Source organism: Cupriavidus pauculus, from assembly GCF_008801835.1.
Taxonomy (GTDB): Bacteria; Pseudomonadota; Gammaproteobacteria; order Burkholderiales; family Burkholderiaceae; genus Cupriavidus; species Cupriavidus pauculus.
This window is the reverse complement of the sequence record NZ_VZOW01000027.1, coordinates 42,772-61,637: the sequence shown is the minus strand read 5'-3', so window position 1 is coordinate 61,637 and position 18,866 is coordinate 42,772. Positions and strand designations below refer to the sequence as shown.

The following is an 18,866-nucleotide window of genomic DNA, read 5'->3' as shown; positions in this document are numbered from 1 at the left end:
CTTTCCGCAGCCAGGTCTATTGAATAGAGGTCACGCCAACAAACGCCACCGAGCGTTCAGGAGTGACCGCCATGTCGCAGACCCCTGTACTCCCGCCGAACGAGCGCCGCATCCTGCGGCTCGATGAAGTCGAAGCGAAGTCCGGCTTCAAACGCGCCCACATCTACAACCTGATGAAGAAGCGCCAGTTCCCTCAGGCGCTGCGCCTGGGCGTGCGCGCTGTCGGCTGGGATTCGATCGAAATCGACCAGTGGATCGCCGAGCGCCTCAACCACCGGACCTGACCCGCTCTCCCGCGGACTTCCCATTCCCAGCCGGAGAGCGCCATGCAGGTCGTGTCCATCATTTCAACGAAGGGCGGCGTCGGCAAGACCACGACGGCCGCCAACCTGGGCGGGCTCGCCGCGGACGCGGGCCTGCGCGTGCTGCTGCTCGATCTCGACGTGCAGCCCACCTTGTCCTCCTACTACGAACTGACCCAGCGCGCGCCGGGCGGCATCTATGAGCTGTTGGCCTTCAACGAGCGCGACCTTGGCCAGCTCGTGTCCCGCACGATCATCGCGGGCCTGGACCTGGTGCTGTCCGACGACCACCGGGGCGAGCTGAACACGTTGTTGCTGCATGCGCCGGATGGCCGCCTGCGGTTGCGGCATCTGCTGCCAGCACTTGCTCCCCTCTACGACCTGGTGCTGATCGACACCCAGGGCGCGCGTTCCGTGCTGCTGGAGATGGCGGTGCTCGCCTCCGATCTCGCGCTGTCGCCCGTCACGCCGGAGATCCTCGCGGCACGCGAGCTGCGGCGCGGCACCATGCAGTTGCTCGAAGACATTGCGCCGTACCGGCACCTGGGCATCGAACCGCCGCCGCTGCACTTGCTCATCAACCGCGTCCACCCGGTGTCCGCCAACGCACGGCTGATCCAGCAGGCCTTGCGCGACCTGTTCCAGGACAGCGCCGGCATCCGCGTGCTCGCCACCGACGTGCCGGCCATAGAAGCGTATCCACGTGCCGCAACGCGCGGCCTGCCGGTGCATCGGGTCGAGCACCGCCAGCCGCCCGGCAGAGTCGCCCCTGCCGCGCTCGACACGATGCGCGCGCTCGCCAGCGAGTTGTTCCCGCAATGGCAGGACCGACTGGCTCAAGTATCCGGCCGCCCGCAGCGACCTCTTGATCCTGGGAGGCCCCATGGCGAACGCACATGAGCTGGCCCGCGGCCACAAGCGGCTGCGCGCCCTGATCGAGTTCGCGGTCGGTGAGGGCTGGCACGTCAAGCGCACGCCGGGCGGGCACCTCAAGTTCACCAAGGCCGGCTGCGCGGCGATCTACACGAGTTCGACAGCGAGTGACCACCGGGCCGAATTGAACGCCCGTGCGCAGATCCGCCGCGCCGAGCGAGAGGCCCGCATGGCGCCGGCCGGCGGTCGTGGGGACTGCGAGGGGTGCGGCCATGGCTGACATGACCTCGCAGGACATGGCAGGCAAGCTGCTCGCGGCCGGCTTCGAGCGCAGCGGCCCAGCGGCTACGGCCTTGAGCGACCCGATCGCGGACACGCCCATGGTCGTGACGCTGGACCAGTTGCGGCCCTACGACCATGACCCGCGCATGAAGCGCAACCCGGCTTACGAGGAAATCAAGGCATCCATCCGCGAGCGCGGCCTGGACGCGGCGCCGGCCATCACGCGCAGGCCCGGCGAGGACCACTACATCATCCGCAACGGCGGCAACACGCGACTGGCGATCCTGCGCGAACTCTGGTCGGAGACCAAGGAAGAACGCTTCTTCCGCATATCGTGCCTGTTCCGACCATGGCCGGAGCGCGGTGAAATCGTCGCGCTGACCGGGCATCTTGCCGAGAACGAACTGCGCGGCGGCCTCACGTTCATCGAGCGCGCGCTCGGCGTCGAGAAAGCACGGGAGTTCTACGAGCAGGAGAGCGGCGCCGCCCTGAGCCAGTCGGAACTGGCCCGCCGCCTGGCGGCCGATGGCTTCCCCGTCCAGCGGTCGCACATCACCCGCATGGCCGACGCGGTGCGCTACCTGCTGCCCGCCATTCCCACTGTGCTCTATGGCGGCCTGGGGCGCCACCAGGTCGAGCGGCTGTCGGTCATGCGCACGGCCTGCAAACGCACCTGGGAGCACTACGCCAAGGACCGTTCGCTGCCGCTGGACTTCGACAGTTTCTTTCAGGAGGTGCTGGCGCAGTTCGACACGCAGGGCGACGAGTTCGCGCCGCAGCGCGTGCAAGACGAGCTGATCGGCCAGATGTCCGAGCTGCTGGGCATCGGCTACGACGTGCTGGCGCTGGACCTGACCGAATCGGAAAGCCGCCACCGGGCGCTGGTCAGTGACCCGACGCCACCTGCGGCGCAGCCGGCGTTGCCTTCGCCCACCGCCGGCACGCCGACTCCGCCGGGCGCAGCATCGTCCATCGCCACGCCTGCAGCGGCGGCCGGTCCTCCACCCGCCAGCCCTCCGGCGTCCGAGCCCACCTTGCGCCACGACGACACGGCGGTTGGCGAAGCGGCCACGGGAAGCCAGCCGGCCGCACCGGGCGATCTGCTTCGCGAGCACATCGTCTCGCCAGCACCGACGACAGAACGGCTCCAATCGATCCAGCGCATGGTCGCCGACCAGTTGGGCGATGCGCTGCCGCCCGACTTCTCGGCGAGCGTGCTGCAGTCCATCCCGGTGCAAGCCGGCGGACTCTATCCGATCTCCGACGTCTGGTACATCGACGCCGGCCTGGACACGCCCGATCGGCTGCGCATCCACATCGCGCAGTTCGCGCGCGAGATCGCCGGGGAGGCAGACCTGGACGAGTGCATCGAGGATCGCGCCGATGGCATCGGGTTTGCGTGCCGCGCCCGCGGCCAAGCCCCGTCGCCGCTCGGCCGCGCGGTGCTGACGCTGCTCACTTCCCTGACGGGTCAGCCCGTCGCCGAAGCGGGCCTGGACGGCGCGCAGCTCGCCGCCGACCTGCCGACCCTGTTGCACGGCCAGAGCCAAGGCCATGGCAGCGGCGCAAGGCGCTTGAGCGACACGGCGTTGGTCAAGCTCTTTCGGCTGCTGCGCCTCGCCCGGCGTCTGCTGGACCTGGAAGCCGGCACCACGGCGCCCGGGACGTGAGCGAGGGAGGCCGCATGTCCACATCGCATCCGCTCAACCAGGCCGTGATTGCCCAGGCGCTGTATGACCTTCGCAACGGCCAACTGCGCCGCTGCAAGGCCATGGGCTTCGGCGAGGCCGAGCTGGATGCGCTCAAGCACCCCGCGCTGATCAGCGTGCTGGCCAACGCCAGCGTCTCGTGGTGCTCGGTCACGGTCAACCGCGAAGTGCTGCAGCGCCTGCTCAACCAGGCACAGGACGTGGAGAAGGAAATCGCCACGGTCGATCGCATGCTGCGGCTGGGGGCCAGCACGGAGATGGTCAGCCGCTTCTATGGCCTGACCCATCAGGAAGTCGCCCTGCGGCGGGAGATCCTCGGCCTGCCCAAGCGCAAGGGGCGCCACCCCGTCCTGGACGAGACCCAGGACACCGAACTGTGGCGGCAATGGAAAGCCGTGACCAGCAGCAGGAACGTCGATCTGGAGGACGAGACCTCGATTCTCGATGCGGCCATGGACCTGGCCGAGGGCATGTCGCTGCCGCTCTCGGTGGTCTGGGCCGCGATCAGGAACTGGGTCGATCAGGGATTGGGCTAGGCCATGGCCGTGGACGACACCGCCCCACGAGCCCAGCGCCCTGGCCCCATCGCACTCGCCGACCTGTTCGACGCTGCGCTGAAGGACCTCGCGCCCAAGTCCAGCTCTGGCGCTCCCGCGTCCCTGCCTGCTCCAACGCCCACGCCTCCTACGTCCGGCGACGCCTTCCTGTTCAGTGGCAATCGGCACGAGAGCGTGCCGCGGCGGCTGTTCCTCGACCGCCGCCTGACACCGCTGGAGCGCAACGCCTGGCAGGTGTTCCGATTGATGCTCAACGACGATGGCGTCACGGCATTTCCCACCTATGAGCAGTTGCGCCCCTGGCTGGCGTCGATGCCCTGCGCAGGCCAGGCCTCCCATGAGACCGTGGCGCGGGCGCTGACGCTGCTGCGCCTGACGCGCTGGCTGAGCCTCGTGCGACGACGGCGCGACCCCAAGACCGGTCGCATCCTCGGCAACCTCTACGTCCTGCACGACGAACCGCTGACGCCGTTCGAGGCGATGCAACTCGACGCCGACTACCTGGCCCTGGTCAGCCAGTCGCTGGGGCATTCGGCCAAGGCCGTCCAGGTGGTGGGACTCAACACCCTCCAGGAGATCGCGGACGACCCGATGCTGTCCGGACGCACCTTGCCGTCGCGGCTGCAAGTGCTCGCCGAGCGCCTGGCCGACCAGGGCATCACCGCCTCCGAAAGTTATCCACAGGAGGATGCGGTCCACGATTCCGAAGAAGGGCCCGCGAGCCTTCTTCGGAATGGCGATCGCCCATCTTCGGAATCCGAAGCAGGGCCGAAACCCGCGCCAGACGGCGCTCTTCGGAATCCGAAGCAGGACCGTACAGTACGTAGTAGTCGTATTGATGAAGTACGTACTACCGCGCAGGCGCGTGCGCTGGGCGACCTGCAATGGCCCAAGCGCTTCGCGGAACTGAAGGCGGAACAGCAGGCCGGAGCCAAGATGGCGTTGCAGCAGGTGGACGCTGCCCTGCGGCAGGCCGTGCTGGACGAATGGGCCGCACGGTGCGGCAAGCATGGCATCCGCAACCCCGCCGGTTATCTGTTCGGCATCATCCAGCGCGCCATGCGCGGCGAGTTCAATGCCTGGGCCAAGCAGACCGGCCCGGCACCGCCAACACCATCGGCGGCGCGAGCGCCACCAACCGAGCCGCCGCGCAACGTCGTGCCGCCCGAGGTGGCCCGGCAGCACATCGAGCGCCTGCGCGATCTGCTGCGCAAATCCTGAGCACAGGGCTTGTCAAAGCCGTGAAGTAGATCTCCATGGCGGTCGGCAGAAACGGTCCCCTGGGGACGGCTGTGCGGTGAAGCGCCGGGCGACGGCGCGACATGCTGCGCAAAACCTGAGTAGAGCGCATGCAAGACCATGAAGCAGACCTCCATGGCGCTCAACGGAACGGTCCCCTGGGGACGGCTGCGCGGCGAAGGATCGTGTCGAACGGCAGCGCGACGTGCGGTGCAGCACGCATACCGTCAACAACCGAGGACGGGAACGCCGATGTGAGTGCCCATCTGCGGAGCGGTCCCCAGGGGACCGTTGCGCGCTGCGCCGCCAGCGCGCACAGAACCGGGGGTCGGCTCATTTCGGTTTGTTGACTGACTGCCTTCCGCTGCATGCGGATGCTGGCGGCTCCCTGTCCACCAGCGAGCGATCACCATGGCAACCAGCAACGAACCATTGCAACTCAACCTCGGCTCCCTGCGCAGCGCGATGTCGCTGACGCTGCACACCCACCACGCCTCGCGCATCTGGCATGGCCGCGCCGCCGCCGAGGGGCGACCGGGCATCGTCGGCCTGAACGGCTACATCGCCGTCATGAACAAGATGAAGCGCGGCTCGGAGCAGGACGACCCATACAGCGACTGGTGGATGCTTCGCATCGAAGACAAGCTCGACCAGACCAGGACCACGCTGCAGACGCTGCGCGACCAGGTGGACCAGGCCCTGGCCGGCGTGCCCGCCGCGTTGACCCTGGGCGAGAACCTCAACGTGCAGCCCGTCAAGCTTCCGCTGTTCGTCAATGCGCAGTTGGGCTTTGCCGCCGTCTATCTCCTGGCCGACTACGACGACATCGCGCGCAAGCTGATCCTCGCCCACCACACCGCGCTGATCGATCGCTCGACGTTGGAGCGCTGGCTCAACGAAGGTGCCCACGCGCTGCGCAGCCTGTTCAGCCTGGCCCAGCAATACCGCTACTCGGGCTGCACCCGCGACGACTTCGCGGCCAAGAACGCCGCAGCTCGGGCAGCATTGGAGAAGTTCGGCGAACTGCCGCAGGACGTGCTCGAAGGCATGCGCCGCTCGAAGTTTGCGCCGCCCGTCGTGCGCCGTGGTCTGCAACAGCGTGGTGATAGCGCTGCCGCAGCCGCATCTCCCACCGACGAAGGCGCTGCCGCCGATTCGGCCGAGGCCAAGTCCACAGCCGCCGGCGAGGACGAACCGGCATGAGCGACCCGAACCGCGAACCGCGCTACTTCCGTCGTCTGGAACAGCCAGCCTTCATGCGGCTGGAACACGCGGCCTCTCTAAAAGGCCTTTTAAAGCCTTTTAAAGGTAAAGGGGACTTCGAGGCCTGGGCCAGCCAGTGCTTCGCCATGCGCGACGAGTTGATTGCCCTGGCGCAGCGACAGGTGCTGCCACAGGCGTGCGGGCATCCCTTCCACCTGCTTCCCGTCGAGCTGGCCCAGCAGACCACTGGCGCAGGCACGACCTTTCTTCGCTGGCGCAAGCACGATCGATCGGCCATGGGCGTGGCGTTGTGGCAGGAGCTGATGGCGAGCCCCAGCACGCCGGTCAACCTGCTGCACGACCTGCACGAGATCGAACTGCAGCGCGTCATGCTGAACATGCAGATCAGCCTGCTGCACACCCTGGGCAGGCAAGCACAGGAATGCGCCAGCAAGGCCGCGCAGGCGGACAACACCTACCTGCGCCGGCTCGCGTCCGTTCCTGCCGCAGTGCGCGATCGGTGATTGCGCCTGCCATCCGAGCACGCGCCCGAGCCCAACGAGGCACGGGTATTTCAACCACCACGGAGATTCCAACATGAGCACACAATTCATCGGCGAGGGCAACATCGGATCGCCTCCCGAGTACCGCGAATTCCCCAATGGCAACGACGATCCTCGCCGGTTGCTCCGGCTGAACGTGTACTTCGACAACCCCGTCCCCACCAAGGGCGGCGAGTTCGAGGACCGCGGCGGCTTCTGGGCGCCGGTGGAACTCTGGCACCACGACGCCGACCGCTGGCAGCAGCTCTACCAGAAGGGCATGCGGGTGCTGGTCGTCGGCCGCATGGAGCGCGACCCCTGGACGGACAACGAAGATCAGCCGCGTGAGACTTGGCAGGTCAACGCGCGCAGTGTCGGCATCCTGCCGTACCGCATCGAGTCTGTGGCCCTCAGCCCGAAGCCACAGGAGGCAGAGCCGAAGCCCCAGGCCACCCAGGAATCGACGGCGCCGAAAGAGACCAAGCGCAGGAAGTGATCGGGCATGGAGGGCGGCTGCCGCAGTGCTTCGCCGCCCTCCATGCGCTGCGAATTATCCCCAGGGGATAGCTCCACCAACGTCCACCGAGTTCCACGCGCGCTCCCGGAAATCGCGGCTCTCGGCCCGCACACTTCCGGCCACGCACCTTCCCCGCACTCGCCATTTCATCGGCGTGAAAGCGGTCGCTGCCGCATGCGGCTTGTTTGCTGCTGCCAGGGGCTGCGCTCGGCATCCTCGATCCCAGCAACTCCATGAACAACAGGAATCGGGATGGACGGATATGCGGCTGTTCTTGTGCGAGAAGCCCTCCCAGGGCAAAGACATTGGCCGGATTCTCGGCGCCACGCAGCGCGGTGAAGGCTGCCTCAACGGTTCCGGCGTCACGGTCACCTGGTGCATCGGCCATCTCGTGGAGGCGGCGCCGCCCGAGGCCTACGACGAGCAGCTCAAACGATGGTCCGTTGAGCAGTTGCCCATCATTCCCCAGCACTGGCGGGTCGAGGTCAAACCGAAGACCGCCACGCAATTCAAGGTCGTCAAGGCGCTCTTGGCGAAGGCGACTCACCTGGTTATCGCCACCGATGCCGACCGCGAGGGCGAATTGATCGCCCGCGAGATCGTGGAGCTTTGCGGCTACCGCGGCCCCATCGAACGCCTGTGGCTGTCGGCGCTCAACGATGCGTCCATTCGGGCGGCACTGGGCAAGCTGCGGCCTTCGGCCGAGACGCTTTCGATGTACCACTCGGCGCTGGCGCGCTCCCGTGCGGATTGGCTCGTGGGCATGAACCTGAGCCGGCTGTTCACGGTGCTGGGGCGACAGGCGGGTTACGACGGCGTGCTGTCGGTCGGCCGCGTACAGACCCCGACGCTCAAGCTCGTTGTGGACCGCGACCGCGAGATCGCGCGCTTCGTGTCCGTACCATACTGGGCCATCGCCGTGTCCCTGTTCGCAGGCGGTTCGACTTTCGCCGCGCAATGGGTTCCACCCGATGCGTGCACCGACGACGCAGGCCGCTGCCTGCGGCAGCCGGTCGCACAGCAGACCATGCAGCAGATCCGCGCTGCGGGCAGTGCCCACGTCGTGTCGGTGGAGACTGAGCGTGTCCGCGAAGGCCCGCCGCTGCCGTTCGACCTGGGCACCTTGCAGGAAGTGTGTTCCAAGCAGCTTGGGCTGGACGTGCAGGAAACCTTGGAGATTGCCCAAGCCCTGTACGAGACGCACAAGGCCACGACGTACCCCCGCTCGGACTCCGGCTACCTGCCCGAGAGCATGTTTGCCGAAGTGCCCACCGTTCTCGACAGCCTGCTCAAGACCGATCCCTCGCTGCGCTCGATCATGGGCCAGCTCGACCGCTCGCAGCGCTCGCGCGCCTGGAACGATGGCAAGGTCACGGCGCACCACGGCATCATCCCGACGCTCGAACCGGCGAAGCTCTCCGCCATGAGCGAGAAGGAACTGGCCGTGTACAGGCTCATCCGGTCGCATTACCTGGCGCAGTTCCTCCCTCACCACGAGTTCGACCGCACTGTGGCCAAGTTTTCGTGCGGGGGGCAGAACCTGGCGGCCACGGGCAAGCAGGTTGTCATCCCGGGTTGGCGCCAGGTGCTCGCCGAGCCGCAGGCCGAAGACGGTGATGGCGAGGGCGATACTGCGGTCCGCGCCCAGGTGCTGCCCGCGCTGCCGAAACTGTATGAGGGCCTGGCATGCCAGGTGGCCGACGTCGATCTCAAGGCACTCAAGACGCTGCCGCCCAAACCGTACACGCAAGGCGAGTTGGTCAAGTCCATGAAAGGCGTCGCCAAGCTGGTGTCCGATCCCCGCCTGAAGCAGAAGCTCAAGGATACGGTTGGCATCGGCACCGAAGCGACGCGGGCCAACATCATCGGCGGCCTGATCGCTCGCGGCTACCTCGTGAAGAAGGGGCGCGCCATCCGCGCCTCGGATGCGGCTTTCACTTTGATCGATGCCGTGCCTGCGGCGATTGCCGACCCTGGCACCACCGCCGTCTGGGAACAGGCGCTCGACATGATCGAGGCCGGACAGCTCACCCTGGACGTGTTCATCGGCAAGCAGGCCGCGTGGATTTCGCAGTTGATTGCGCAGTACGGCAGCGCCTCCCTGTCCATCAAGGTTCCCCAAGGGCCGGCATGCCCGCAGTGCGGCGCACCCACGCGCCAGCGCAGCGGCAAGAGCGGCCCGTTCTGGTCGTGCAGCCGCTACCCGGACTGCAAAGGCACGCTGCCAGTCGAATCCGGCAGCTCCAAGCGCGGCGCCTCGCGCCCGCGCCGTAGCGGCCGCAAAGGCTCCTGACCGCCCCCGTTCCCCGTGAGCCGTGCCCGCCTTCGGCGGCGTGGCCCCTGTCCCGCACTCCGCCGCATGCCCTGCGGGACGCCCAGCGCGCAACGCCTTCTTGATCCGTGTGCGCGTCCCGCCCAGCCGTCCCCGGCCGCGGGACCTGAAGGTAGCTTCTCTGCGAGCCGCACCACGCGCGTTCTGTTGATCTGCGTTTCTTCCGCCCTCTGCGAAGGGTCTCCCGGTGGCTTGCCAGGCTGCACGAGCCACCGGGAGACCCTTCGTGGTCAGCGGTAATCGGTGCCGGTGCCCGCCGGTGCAAAAACGGGCTCCCTTTGTGCGCGGATGTGCGCCAGACGATGCCGGCCCCAGCCACGACATGGGCCGGGTGTGATTGCTTGATGAGCAGACGGTTCTAGCGACGACCGGGCCTGCCAATCAGCCCACGGGTGGTTCCTCTTTTCTCCCGAGCCGAAGGCCGTTGGGCCTTCGGCGCCATTCTCCTGCCCATCAACGTCCCGGCCCGGCCATTGGCCTGGGCCACACGAACAGGAGAGACGACATGCACCCTCAACCTTGCGCACCGCTGCTGTACGGCAGACGGAGGTCGAGAACGGCATGCCCGCCTATCGCGCGGCCATCGCCAATGGTACGCTCGGCTGCAGCCGAGGCCGTAGCCCAAAGGCTGGACTACCTCTTTTGCAGAGGTAAACCTCGGGATGAACTGGGCGAAAACATGCCTTATGTGCCCGCCTTACGGCGAGCTGTTTCCGATGCTTCGCGCAGGATTTCCCGCCCCCCATTCGCTGCGATTGCGGCCACGATGACGCCCAGCACCAGATCCGGGATGTTCGACCCGAACCCCATCACCAGCACCCCGGACAGCACAATCGCACCATTGACGATGGAGTCGTTGCTGGTAAAGATCGCTGACGCCTTGAAGTTCACATCTTCCCCGCGATGGCGGCGCAGTAGTCTGAGGCACACTAGGTTCAAAGCCGCGTTCAGCGCGGCCATGGCCATCATGGCTGGGCCGACAGGCTCTTCCCCTCCAGCGAAGCGGCGTAGGACTTCCAACAGCAGCAGCGCGGCCAGGCCGATTAGCAAGAAACCCGACAAGCGGGCCGCGCCCACCTTGACCGTTGCCGCACGACCGACGGCATACAGGCTAACCGCATAGACCGACGCATCGGCGAGGTTGTCCAACCCGGCGCCCATCAGCGCCGTAGAGCCAGCCCAGATGCCAAGGGCAATGCCGGCGGCGGACTGCGTCAGGTTGATCAGCAACACAGTCAGAAGAATCTTTCGGTCCTTCGCATCGCTCGCATCTAGGCGGCCCAACTCGTCGTTTTCGTGATTTCTGTGGTTTTCAGCCATGCATTGTTCCTTCCAAATCGATGGATGCTGAAGCCTGTAGCGGCTGGAGAGTCAAGGCGCAGATGCAACGAACTTGCCACAGGGTCTTCCCGGACGCCCTTGACTCTACCGTAGCTAGAAGGTTTTCCAATCCAGTCAGAGCTTTAGGACAGAACAGATGAGCACCAATGCGCCCCCTTCATTGCGACTGTCATCCGGTATGGCTGCTATCCACTGATCCGTGGCGCCACTGCGGTTGTGCTCTTCGGCGAGCTCGCGACCGGCCGGCCGTCTTTTCCGACGGAGCTACTCACAGTGATCGTCGCGCTCGCTTGTGCCGCCTTGCTAGAGGGCGGGCGGCCTTTCCACTCCCCGTTGAGCCAGTAGCGGCGTTCCAAGCTGTGGTTGGCCGTCGGCGCATGGCTCGGCTTCTTGGTCGTGCATCTGGCCTTCCAGCACTCCAATCTGGGATACCGGGTCGGGCCGTTGGGATTGTTGATCGGGGTGGCTGAAGCCCATCGCTGGCATCACAAGCGTGAGCACGAAGACGCCCAAGTCAACTACGGCGATTTCTGGATGCCCGGGGGCCACTTGTTCAGCGCTTTCCGGTCGCAAAAGCACACGCTGGGCGCCAAAGAGTGACACTCAAGAAAGATGGACTTTCCAATGGACTACGGCCCGCAGCTTGTCTATCCCTTCCGGAGCCGGCCAGCAGCGGCAAACGCTTGCGCTGCTGGCTATACGATCTTGCCCACGTCGCATTCTTGCGCGAGTCGGGCCTTGCGGCTTCTTGCGAAGCGATCGCGAGTTGCGTGGCGTGCCCATGAGTCGGGCCGCGTCGTGGCGCACTGCTACCTTGGCCTGCACCTGCACCTGCGCAGCCACGCCGCGATGCTCGGTCTGGCCTGGAGAACCCGTAAGGTGGCGGAGATTGCGGCGCGCAGGTCGTCCGGCTCGCGCTGGCTCCTGTGGGCCACGCCCTCGGTCGCACGCCGTCTCAAAACGTCAGAACCGCGCGCTTTCGCATGATGGAGCGCGGCACGTGGCTCTCAGAACTGGACCCGATCACTTCCAGCACCGATGACACGCTCGAGCTTCAGGCGGGCTCGGCCAAGCTGTTGAGAATGCCGCACTCGCGCGAGGTTCGGGCGCTATCGCAGGAGCGTCGCAGATCCATTAACTCGCGCTCCAAGGCGCGCAATTCCTTCATCTTGGTCCGCACTTGCGCGATATGAGCGTCGACCAGCGCGTTCACCTCGCCGCAGCCCAACTCTGGCCGATCCCGTAAGTTCAGCAGTTGACGGATCTCATCCAGCGTCATGTCCTTCGCCCGGCAGCGGCGGATGAACAGCAAGCGCTGCAAATGGACTTCGTCATAGAGCCTGAAGTTGCCCTCGCTACGTGCAGGCTCGGGCAGCAAGCCTTCTGACTCGTAAAAGCGCACGGTCTGCACCAAGCAATCTGCCTTCTTGCCCAGTTCACCGATCCGCATCATGGTTGCTTCCTATAAAAAACTTGACTCTATATCTACTAGAGGTTTTCTAATGATGGCATCCGGGGAAAACCTTGTCAATGAAGAGCGATCTATGAACAAAGAACCTTCCAGCCCATGCGCCTGCTCCGGCGGCAATGGCCAACAGACGGCGTGCGCCAGTGAGCAGGCCAGCACTGAAACCACCGTTTTCCACGTGAGCAACATGGATTGCCGCAATGAGGAAGCACTGGTGCGGCGAACGCTGGAGGGCATGCCCGGTGTCGAGCGGCTCCTGTTCGATCTTCCGCAGCGTTTGTTGACCATTTCGCACCGCGAAGTCTCGGCCGATGCCTTGGAGCAAGCGCTGAATTCGGTGGGCATGAAGGCTCAGGCTGTCCGAGACGCCGCCGTGTCGACCACCTACCGCATCGAGAACATGGACTGCCCGAGCGAGGAGAAACTCATCCGCTCGCACCTCGGGGCAGTCGAGGGAATTCAGGACCTCGACTTCGACCTCGCTGAGCGCACCCTGTCGGTGAAACACCTCGCTCAGGCACGCGCGCAGATGGAGCAGGTCCTGGCCTCGATCGGCATGCGCGCCAAGGAGCAGACCTTCGGCCACACGGGGCCGATCGAAGCCGCGGCTGTGATCCCATCCTCGGCCCTGCAGCAGCAACCAACCGCTGCCGTTTCCGCGCCGCCGATCGGCGAGCGGGTGACGTACCGGATCGAGAACATGGATTGCCCGACGGAAGAAGCGCTGATCCGCGACCGGCTGGGCAAGCTGCCGGGTGTGACCGCGCTCGACTTCAATCTGATGCAGCGTGTGCTGGGAGTCCAGCACACGCTGGCGACCTCAGCGCCGATCGAGAAGGCGCTTGCTTCCATTGGAATGCAGGCTGCGCGGCAGGACATGCAGACAGCCACCACGGTACTTCGCATCGCGAAGATGGACTGTCCGACCGAGGAAAGTCTGATCCGCGGCAAGCTGCAAGGCATGCCGGGCGTGCAGGGAATGGATTTCAACCTGATGCAGCGCACGCTCACGGTTCGGCACACACCCGACGCGATCAAGCCGGCAGTCGAAGCCATCGAATCGCTGGGCATGGAAGCCGAGGTCCAGAGGACTGATGAGCCGCGCGATGCCCCGGTGGCCGCGCACAAGACCAATTGGTGGCCGATGGCGGTTTCGGGCGTTGCGGCGGTGGCCGCCGAAGGCGTGTACTGGGTCAACGACGGCAATCATTGGGCCGTGATCGTGCTGGCACTGGTTTCGATCTTCACCGGCGGCCTCAGCACCTACAAGAAGGGCTGGATCGCGCTGAAGAACCTCAACCTGAACATGAACGCCCTGATGGCCATCGCGGTCACCGGCGGCATGGCGATCGGCCACTGGCCGGAGGCCGCCATGGTCATGTTCCTGTTCGCGTTGGCGGAAGTGATCGAGGCGAAGTCGCTGGACCGCGCCCGCAACGCCATTCGGGGGCTGATGGACTTGGCGCCCGAGACCGCGACCGTGCGGCAGGCCGATGGCTCATGGACAGAGCTGCCGGCCAAGGAGGTCGCAAAGGGCGCGGTGGTCCGCGTGCGTCCTGGCGAGCGCATCGCACTGGACGGCCTGATCACCTCGGGTCGATCGGCCATCAACCAGGCGCCCATCACCGGCGAGAGCCTGCCCGTCGAGAAGGCCGAAGGTGACCAGGTCTTCGCCGGAACCATCAATGAGACCGGCTCTTTCGAATACAAGGTGACCGCAGGCGCCAGCGACTCGACGCTCGCGCGCATCATCCATGCCGTGGAGTCCGCGCAGGGCAGCCGTGCGCCCACGCAGCGCTTCGTCGACCAGTTCGCCCGCGTCTACACGCCGGCGGTGTTCGCGGTGTCCGTGCTGGTTGCCGTCGTGCCGCCGCTCGCCTTCGGCGGCGCATGGTTTGACTGGGTCTACAAGGCCCTGGTACTGCTGGTGATCGCCTGCCCCTGCGCTCTGGTCATCTCCACGCCGGTCACCATCGTCAGCGGCTTGGCCGCTGCCGCCCGACGCGGCATCCTGATCAAGGGTGGCGTCTACCTGGAGGGCGGGCGCAAGCTCAAGGCGTTGGCCCTGGACAAGACCGGCACACTCACACATGGCAAGCCCGAGCAGACCGACTTCGTGCCGCTGATCGGCGAGGCGCAGGAAGTTGCCGCCTGGGCCGCAAGCCTCGCGGCACGCTCGGACCATCCTGTGTCTCAGGCCATCGCCCGCAAGGCGAACCGTGACGGCATCGCGCTGCACGAGGTCGACGACTTCGCGGCGCTGCCTGGCCGCGGCGTGCGCGGCCGCGTCGCCGGGCGCATGTTGCACATGGGCAACCACAGGCTCGCCCAGGAGCTGGGCCTGAGCGAAGCGACGCTCCAGGCTCGGCTGGAGACCCTGGAGCGCCAAGGCAAGACAGCGATCCTGCTGATGGACGATGCGACCGTGCTCGGCATTTTTGCAGTGGCCGACACCGTGAAGGAAACCAGCCGTGAGGCGGTGGCCGACCTGCAGGCGCTGGGTGTGCGCACGCTGATGCTGACGGGGGACAACCAGCACACGGCCGCGGCCATCGCTGCCCAGGTCGGAATCTCTGAAGCCCGTGGTGACCAACTGCCCGAAGACAAGCTCAAGACCATCGAAAGCCTGGTCGGCGGCGAGGGCCAGGTGGGCATGGTGGGCGACGGCATCAACGATTCGCCCGCGCTCGCCCGTGCCGACATCGGCTTCGCCATGGGCGCGGCCGGCACCGACACCGCGATCGAAACAGCCGACGTCGCCCTGATGGACGACGACCTGCGCAAGATCCCCGCCTTCATCCGGCTGTCGCGTAGCACTGCGGCGATCCTCACGCAGAACATCGTTCTGGCCCTTGGCATCAAGGCGGTGTTCCTTGCGTTGACGTTCACAGGGCATGCCACCATGTGGATGGCTGTGTTCGCTGACATGGGGGCAAGTCTTTTGGTTGTCGTCAATGGGCTGCGCCTCCTGAAGTTCAAGGCGGCATGAACAATGGATGAACCATCTCTTCGCAAGACGCAGTGGTACTCACTCGCGATCGTTATATTCGCCGGCGATCAGGCAGCTAAGAGCTACATTGACGCGACAACTCCCTTGGGTTGGTCGCACGAGGTGGCGTCATTCTTCAACCTAGTTCACGCTCTCAATCCCGGCGCGGCGTTCAGCTTCCTTGCTGGCGCGGGCGGCTGGCAGCGGTGGTTTTTTCTGGCGATCGCGTTCGCAATATCGGCATGGCTCGCATGGCTGCTCTCCCGGCCGCTGCGCAAAACGGAAGGCCTTTCGTACAGCCTCATTCTGGGCGGCGCATTGGGCAACGCGTTCGACCGCGCCACGCGCGGGCACGTTATCGACTACATCGACTTTCACCTGCACGGCTGGCACTGGCCCGCCTTCAACATCGCTGACATGGCCATCGTGGGCGGGGCGATCGCGCTGGTGGCCCAGTCGTTCATGAGCGTGGAGAACCCGGCCGCCACAAAGGAGTCCCAGTGACATTGGGACGATCCGGAAATTCGCAATGCACACGGTGCAGGACACCAATCTGAAGAGAACGGCCCCCAGCATGAGCGGCCGCGGCTTGGCCCTCATGCTAGCGCCCACCGCCGCTTTTGCTGCAACGCCCTGTTGCGATGGCGGCGATTGCTGCAACGACGTCGCAATGCCTTGCTGTGAATAAACAGCACGCAAGCCAGTTGACCTGGCAATTATGAAAGTCCATCACGGCGATGCTGGCCTTTTTCGTTCCAATGAGCCGTCACGGAGAGGTGATGATGAAGCTATGCCGGGATCCTGCAAGCTTTAGGACGGTCTTCTTTACCGCATAGCGATATGCTGATGTCACCCGTTCGCCTCGCCTGGCAAGTACAAGTAGTTCGTCGCGGTTTTCTGGCCGTGTCCGCCCGCTTCGCTGGCCCTTTTGCCCCAAACAAGCGCAATCATGCCTGCGTTACCACCAAAGTTCGCCCCCGCCAGTTGCTGTTCCTAAAGGGCATCAAGCTCAACGCCATCGCCGACCGGCCAGCGTATTTCGCATCGCTGCGTGCCCGTCGGGGCCAGCCCATCGTCATCCTCGCAGAGCTGGGACCGGACGAGGCATTCGCCCTGTGGAAGCAGCATGTACTGGGCGACAGGCCTCGCTGACCCAGTTTCGCCTCATCCTCCTGACAGCCCCGCACTTATTGCGGGGCTTTCTTTTTTCCGCGTTCGCCAATCGGGGCTGTTGCAAATGCCGATTTCCGGCTGACGCGGCTCGCCTCGCGCATGAAGCTGCCCGCATGTGTCGCTGATTCGTCAGCACCATGCCAGCAGCCAGAGTTTCCAGGCTGCCGCGGATTCTTTCCGCGCTACCCGCCAGTCCGCCATCGCATCGAGTCTGCGGACGCGCGTCACCCGTGACGCCGATGCTTTTTTCTCAACCGCGTGCGGGAGCTGCCATCCCGTGAGGGACGAGGCCCCGCTTTTTCCAAGGAGCCCGTCCATGTCCCAGCAAGCCTCTTTCGGCCAGTTGGCCTTGATCCATTGCGGCAAGTTCCTGCCGCTCGAAATCCTGCATAGCGCCGCCGGCCACTACATCGGCACGCGCGATACAGAAGGTCCCGTTTCGCGGGAATCCTGCCAGTACTTCCGCAGCTATGCCGCGGCTCAACGTGCCCTCGAAAGAGGCGGCTGGTCCCAGCTCGCCACACCCTGATCCAACTGGAGGAACCACGTCATGAACCAGCTTTTGCCCCAGGAAGTCGTCGATCAGATCATGCGGGAAGAGCAGCATTTCGCCGCCGCGCCCCAAGCCTTCTTCGAGGTCTGGAAGCGCGGCGTCGAGATCGCAGGCCCGCAATGGTTTGGCGACGGCACGCGCGAAGGCCTGAACCAGGCAAAGAGCAAGTGGGATCTGCGTCCCGACATGCTGCGTGCCAACGACGCACTCGGCGTCCTGAGCAGCGGGGAACGCATGTTCCTGTCCGCCATGTTCAGCTTCTACAACGCGCGCGAGGGCGGTGCCATGCTCAAGCGCTGCCACTTCCAAGGACTGTCGGACTTCGATGGTCTCGATCTGCAACGCCGCAAGGTCATCGCCGATCTGTTGGTGAACTACAGCGGTTGGTGAGCCGGTCTGCGGCATACCACCGTCTTTTTGTTCACTGCCCATGAGGGACATGCGTCCACGCGGCCATGTCCCTCGATTTTTCTTCCGTCAGCCTGCGCCGATTGGCCCAAAGCCCTCGATCAGTGCCGCCTGACGCTTTTTCCACTTTCAACCCACCGGGGTTCAATTCCCGGTGGCGGGAATTGGCTCCATTATTCAATCTGGAGAAATTCCATGACCCAGAATCCCAATCCCTTTGTACGCGGCTACTGGAATCTGAGAGTCGTCCGAACGCTGTGCATCTGCTACGGGGACGGAAGCCCGCATGTCTGGCGATCCATCCACACGAGCCAAGCGCATCTTTCCGACAACGACCTGATCTCATCGCCTTGCATCGTCACCAGCGACTTCGCGTTGATCAAAAGCGGCACTGACGCCATCAGCGACGAGCTGATTGCTGAATGTGATGCTGTTGAAGGCATCAACGGCGAAGGCGTGGTGGGCGCCGTGGTCTATGCCATCCATGGCGACGACCTCGACGGCCGCCCGGTCCATGTCGGTGATACCTATTCGGCCGAAGCCGCGCGAGACGTGGTGCAGCGGTTGAGTTTCGAGACCGGCTATTACAGCCGGTGCTGGGAAGTCAGCAGCGCGCACATCTGCCAGGAAACCGGCCAGTACCTCGCCAACCTGGCAGACCTCGCCACGCCGGAGGCTTTTCTGTTCATCGCCTTTCGGGTTCCGTACAGCCCGGCGATTGGCGTCAAGCTGATCTCCACGCCCTGGACAGACAAGAACCTGGAATATGCCGAGGGCATCAGTGCTGAGCAGCTTCGACAGGAGCACCGCGACAAGGGCATGCCTGACGACCTGGCGAACATCCTTGAACTGGCCGGCCAGGCAGATGTGCGCATCCTCATCCTCGATGCCGACGCACCCGCGCTACTGGGCTTGCCACTGGCCGAGACCTAGCAGACACGCGACGCGCAAGCCTTCCCCTTTATCCCCCATATGCCAGCCCGCCTCCCACCAGGAGCCGGGCTGGTTCAATTCCATAGGAGCAATCTCATGTTCCCCGATCTCATCTTGCCCACGCCCGACTTCGAGAATCAGCTTGGAGCCTGCGTCAACGCCATGAGCCAGGACGACGCCATCGGCCAGATCCTGGTGTTCGAGCGCATGAGCGGTACGCTGCACATGCGCCATATCGACAGCGCCGATCTGGTGGACACCGACATTGACGACTACGAAATGGTCGTATTCGACGGTGGCAACACAAGCGGCGACACGTGGAAGCACGTGTTCTTCCCGCGTCAGCGAGAACACTACTTCGTGTACGAAGCCTGACCCCCAAGCCCCTTTCGAGGGGCTTTTTCTCGCCCGCAGCGCTGGAAAGCGGGTGCGATGGGGTGCCGTT

At 65.0% G+C, this 18,866-nt stretch carries 21 protein-coding genes; 19 read left to right on the top strand and 2 right to left on the bottom strand.

Annotation, left to right across the window (positions count from 1 at the left end; translation table 11 throughout):
- Window positions 1-71: 71 nt before the first annotated feature.
- From F7R19_RS22395 to F7R19_RS22350, 10 genes are all read left to right on the top strand, one after another.
- Window positions 72-284 carry an AlpA family transcriptional regulator gene (locus F7R19_RS22395; protein ID WP_003090093.1) on the top strand — a complete coding sequence of 71 codons (213 nt, stop codon included), beginning with the start codon at window positions 72-74 and terminating at the stop codon, window positions 282-284.
- Between the two features lie 42 nt (window positions 285-326).
- The gene (locus tag F7R19_RS22390; protein WP_003098988.1) at window positions 327-1,202 is read left to right on the top strand and encodes a ParA family protein; all 876 of its coding nucleotides are present in this window, start codon (window positions 327-329) and stop codon (window positions 1,200-1,202) included.
- Window positions 1,186-1,455: a hypothetical protein gene (locus F7R19_RS22385; protein ID WP_003050422.1), complete on the top strand. Its 270-nt coding sequence runs from the start codon at window positions 1,186-1,188 to the stop codon at window positions 1,453-1,455. Before F7R19_RS22390 ends, F7R19_RS22385 begins: the two co-directional genes overlap by 17 nt.
- Complete coding sequence (locus F7R19_RS22380; RefSeq protein ID WP_006226007.1) at window positions 1,448-3,127, top strand: ParB family protein; 1,680 nt, start codon at window positions 1,448-1,450, stop codon at window positions 3,125-3,127. Before F7R19_RS22385 ends, F7R19_RS22380 begins: the two co-directional genes overlap by 8 nt.
- A 14-nt stretch (window positions 3,128-3,141) precedes the next feature.
- Window positions 3,142-3,702 carry a DUF2857 domain-containing protein gene (locus F7R19_RS22375; RefSeq protein WP_003090097.1) on the top strand — a complete coding sequence of 187 codons (561 nt, stop codon included), beginning with the start codon at window positions 3,142-3,144 and terminating at the stop codon, window positions 3,700-3,702.
- A gap of 3 nt (window positions 3,703-3,705) precedes the next feature.
- Window positions 3,706-4,944, top strand: coding sequence for an STY4528 family pathogenicity island replication protein (locus F7R19_RS22370; RefSeq protein ID WP_006226008.1), 1,239 nt, complete (start codon window positions 3,706-3,708; stop codon window positions 4,942-4,944).
- Window positions 4,945-5,373: 429 nt separating this feature from the next.
- Window positions 5,374-6,165, top strand: coding sequence for a PFL_4669 family integrating conjugative element protein (locus F7R19_RS22365; RefSeq protein WP_003098981.1), 792 nt, complete (start codon window positions 5,374-5,376; stop codon window positions 6,163-6,165).
- Window positions 6,162-6,689 carry a DUF3158 family protein gene (locus F7R19_RS22360; RefSeq protein ID WP_003098978.1) on the top strand — a complete coding sequence of 176 codons (528 nt, stop codon included), beginning with the start codon at window positions 6,162-6,164 and terminating at the stop codon, window positions 6,687-6,689. The genes F7R19_RS22365 and F7R19_RS22360 overlap by 4 nt, the downstream gene beginning before the upstream one ends.
- A gap of 73 nt (window positions 6,690-6,762) precedes the next feature.
- Complete coding sequence (locus F7R19_RS22355; RefSeq protein ID WP_003098976.1) at window positions 6,763-7,203, top strand: single-stranded DNA-binding protein; 441 nt, start codon at window positions 6,763-6,765, stop codon at window positions 7,201-7,203.
- A gap of 283 nt (window positions 7,204-7,486) precedes the next feature.
- Entirely contained in the window at window positions 7,487-9,517 is a 2,031-nt protein-coding gene (locus F7R19_RS22350; protein ID WP_003116834.1) for a DNA topoisomerase III, read from the top strand.
- Window positions 9,518-10,240: 723 nt separating this feature from the next.
- On the opposite strand, the gene F7R19_RS22345 is transcribed toward F7R19_RS22350, so the two are convergent.
- Window positions 10,241-10,876 (bottom strand): cation transporter, encoded by a 636-nt coding sequence (locus F7R19_RS22345; RefSeq protein WP_003098972.1) that lies wholly within the window; start codon window positions 10,874-10,876, stop codon window positions 10,241-10,243.
- A gap of 384 nt (window positions 10,877-11,260) precedes the next feature.
- Here F7R19_RS22345 and F7R19_RS30275 point away from each other — a divergent pair, with 384 nt between their 5' ends.
- Together F7R19_RS30275 and F7R19_RS30270 are read left to right on the top strand one after the other, a co-directional pair.
- Window positions 11,261-11,497 carry a hypothetical protein gene (locus F7R19_RS30275; protein ID WP_003098970.1) on the top strand — a complete coding sequence of 79 codons (237 nt, stop codon included), beginning with the start codon at window positions 11,261-11,263 and terminating at the stop codon, window positions 11,495-11,497.
- Between the two features lie 12 nt (window positions 11,498-11,509).
- Window positions 11,510-11,884 carry a DUF3703 domain-containing protein gene (locus F7R19_RS30270; protein WP_055312603.1) on the top strand — a complete coding sequence of 125 codons (375 nt, stop codon included), beginning with the start codon at window positions 11,510-11,512 and terminating at the stop codon, window positions 11,882-11,884.
- 67 nt (window positions 11,885-11,951) lie between these two features.
- On the opposite strand, the gene cadR is transcribed toward F7R19_RS30270, so the two are convergent.
- Complete coding sequence (cadR, locus tag F7R19_RS22330; RefSeq protein ID WP_003098965.1) at window positions 11,952-12,350, bottom strand: Cd(II)/Pb(II)-responsive transcriptional regulator; 399 nt, start codon at window positions 12,348-12,350, stop codon at window positions 11,952-11,954.
- A gap of 91 nt (window positions 12,351-12,441) precedes the next feature.
- On the opposite strand from cadR, the gene F7R19_RS22325 reads away from it, so the two are divergent.
- The 7 genes from F7R19_RS22325 (at window position 12,442) to F7R19_RS22295 (ending at window position 18,796) form a co-directional block, all read left to right on the top strand.
- Complete coding sequence (locus F7R19_RS22325; protein WP_003098961.1) at window positions 12,442-15,354, top strand: heavy metal translocating P-type ATPase; 2,913 nt, start codon at window positions 12,442-12,444, stop codon at window positions 15,352-15,354.
- A gap of 3 nt (window positions 15,355-15,357) precedes the next feature.
- Window positions 15,358-15,858, top strand: coding sequence for a signal peptidase II (gene lspA, locus F7R19_RS22320; RefSeq protein WP_003098955.1), 501 nt, complete (start codon window positions 15,358-15,360; stop codon window positions 15,856-15,858).
- A gap of 336 nt (window positions 15,859-16,194) precedes the next feature.
- Window positions 16,195-16,506, top strand: a complete 312-nt coding sequence (locus F7R19_RS30665; protein WP_003108988.1) for a hypothetical protein — start codon at window positions 16,195-16,197, stop codon at window positions 16,504-16,506.
- A gap of 337 nt (window positions 16,507-16,843) precedes the next feature.
- Window positions 16,844-17,056, top strand: coding sequence for a hypothetical protein (locus tag F7R19_RS22310; protein ID WP_003116833.1), 213 nt, complete (start codon window positions 16,844-16,846; stop codon window positions 17,054-17,056).
- Window positions 17,057-17,077: 21 nt separating this feature from the next.
- Complete coding sequence (locus F7R19_RS22305) at window positions 17,078-17,470, top strand: hypothetical protein (protein ID WP_003098949.1); 393 nt, start codon at window positions 17,078-17,080, stop codon at window positions 17,468-17,470.
- 213 nt (window positions 17,471-17,683) lie between these two features.
- Window positions 17,684-18,421, top strand: coding sequence for a DUF5983 family protein (locus F7R19_RS22300; protein WP_003098947.1), 738 nt, complete (start codon window positions 17,684-17,686; stop codon window positions 18,419-18,421).
- A 96-nt stretch (window positions 18,422-18,517) separates the two neighbouring features.
- Complete coding sequence (locus tag F7R19_RS22295) at window positions 18,518-18,796, top strand: hypothetical protein (protein ID WP_003108989.1); 279 nt, start codon at window positions 18,518-18,520, stop codon at window positions 18,794-18,796.
- The last annotated feature ends 70 nt before the right edge of the window (window positions 18,797-18,866 follow it).

What these genes read in the sequence shown, in the direction of transcription:
- F7R19_RS22395 (WP_003090093.1), top strand. Translation starts at nt 72, where the DNA reads ATGTCGCAGACCCCTGTACTCCCGCCGAACGAGCGCCGCATCCTGCGG.
- F7R19_RS22390 (WP_003098988.1), top strand. Translation starts at nt 327, where the DNA reads ATGCAGGTCGTGTCCATCATTTCAACGAAGGGCGGCGTCGGCAAGACC.
- F7R19_RS22385 (WP_003050422.1), top strand. Translation starts at nt 1,186, where the DNA reads ATGGCGAACGCACATGAGCTGGCCCGCGGCCACAAGCGGCTGCGCGCC.
- F7R19_RS22380 (WP_006226007.1), top strand. Translation starts at nt 1,448, where the DNA reads ATGGCTGACATGACCTCGCAGGACATGGCAGGCAAGCTGCTCGCGGCC.
- F7R19_RS22375 (WP_003090097.1), top strand. Translation starts at nt 3,142, where the DNA reads ATGTCCACATCGCATCCGCTCAACCAGGCCGTGATTGCCCAGGCGCTG.
- F7R19_RS22370 (WP_006226008.1), top strand. Translation starts at nt 3,706, where the DNA reads ATGGCCGTGGACGACACCGCCCCACGAGCCCAGCGCCCTGGCCCCATC.
- F7R19_RS22365 (WP_003098981.1), top strand. Translation starts at nt 5,374, where the DNA reads ATGGCAACCAGCAACGAACCATTGCAACTCAACCTCGGCTCCCTGCGC.
- F7R19_RS22360 (WP_003098978.1), top strand. Translation starts at nt 6,162, where the DNA reads ATGAGCGACCCGAACCGCGAACCGCGCTACTTCCGTCGTCTGGAACAG.
- F7R19_RS22355 (WP_003098976.1), top strand. Translation starts at nt 6,763, where the DNA reads ATGAGCACACAATTCATCGGCGAGGGCAACATCGGATCGCCTCCCGAG.
- F7R19_RS22350 (WP_003116834.1), top strand. Translation starts at nt 7,487, where the DNA reads ATGCGGCTGTTCTTGTGCGAGAAGCCCTCCCAGGGCAAAGACATTGGC.
- F7R19_RS22345 (WP_003098972.1), bottom strand. Translation starts at nt 10,876, where the DNA reads ATGGCTGAAAACCACAGAAATCACGAAAACGACGAGTTGGGCCGCCTA.
- F7R19_RS30270 (WP_055312603.1), top strand. Translation starts at nt 11,510, where the DNA reads ATGGACTTTCCAATGGACTACGGCCCGCAGCTTGTCTATCCCTTCCGG.
- cadR (WP_003098965.1), bottom strand. Translation starts at nt 12,350, where the DNA reads ATGATGCGGATCGGTGAACTGGGCAAGAAGGCAGATTGCTTGGTGCAG.
- F7R19_RS22325 (WP_003098961.1), top strand. Translation starts at nt 12,442, where the DNA reads ATGAACAAAGAACCTTCCAGCCCATGCGCCTGCTCCGGCGGCAATGGC.
- lspA (WP_003098955.1), top strand. Translation starts at nt 15,358, where the DNA reads ATGGATGAACCATCTCTTCGCAAGACGCAGTGGTACTCACTCGCGATC.
- F7R19_RS30665 (WP_003108988.1), top strand. Translation starts at nt 16,195, where the DNA reads ATGCTGATGTCACCCGTTCGCCTCGCCTGGCAAGTACAAGTAGTTCGT.
- F7R19_RS22310 (WP_003116833.1), top strand. Translation starts at nt 16,844, where the DNA reads ATGTCCCAGCAAGCCTCTTTCGGCCAGTTGGCCTTGATCCATTGCGGC.
- F7R19_RS22305 (WP_003098949.1), top strand. Translation starts at nt 17,078, where the DNA reads ATGAACCAGCTTTTGCCCCAGGAAGTCGTCGATCAGATCATGCGGGAA.
- F7R19_RS22300 (WP_003098947.1), top strand. Translation starts at nt 17,684, where the DNA reads ATGACCCAGAATCCCAATCCCTTTGTACGCGGCTACTGGAATCTGAGA.
- F7R19_RS22295 (WP_003108989.1), top strand. Translation starts at nt 18,518, where the DNA reads ATGTTCCCCGATCTCATCTTGCCCACGCCCGACTTCGAGAATCAGCTT.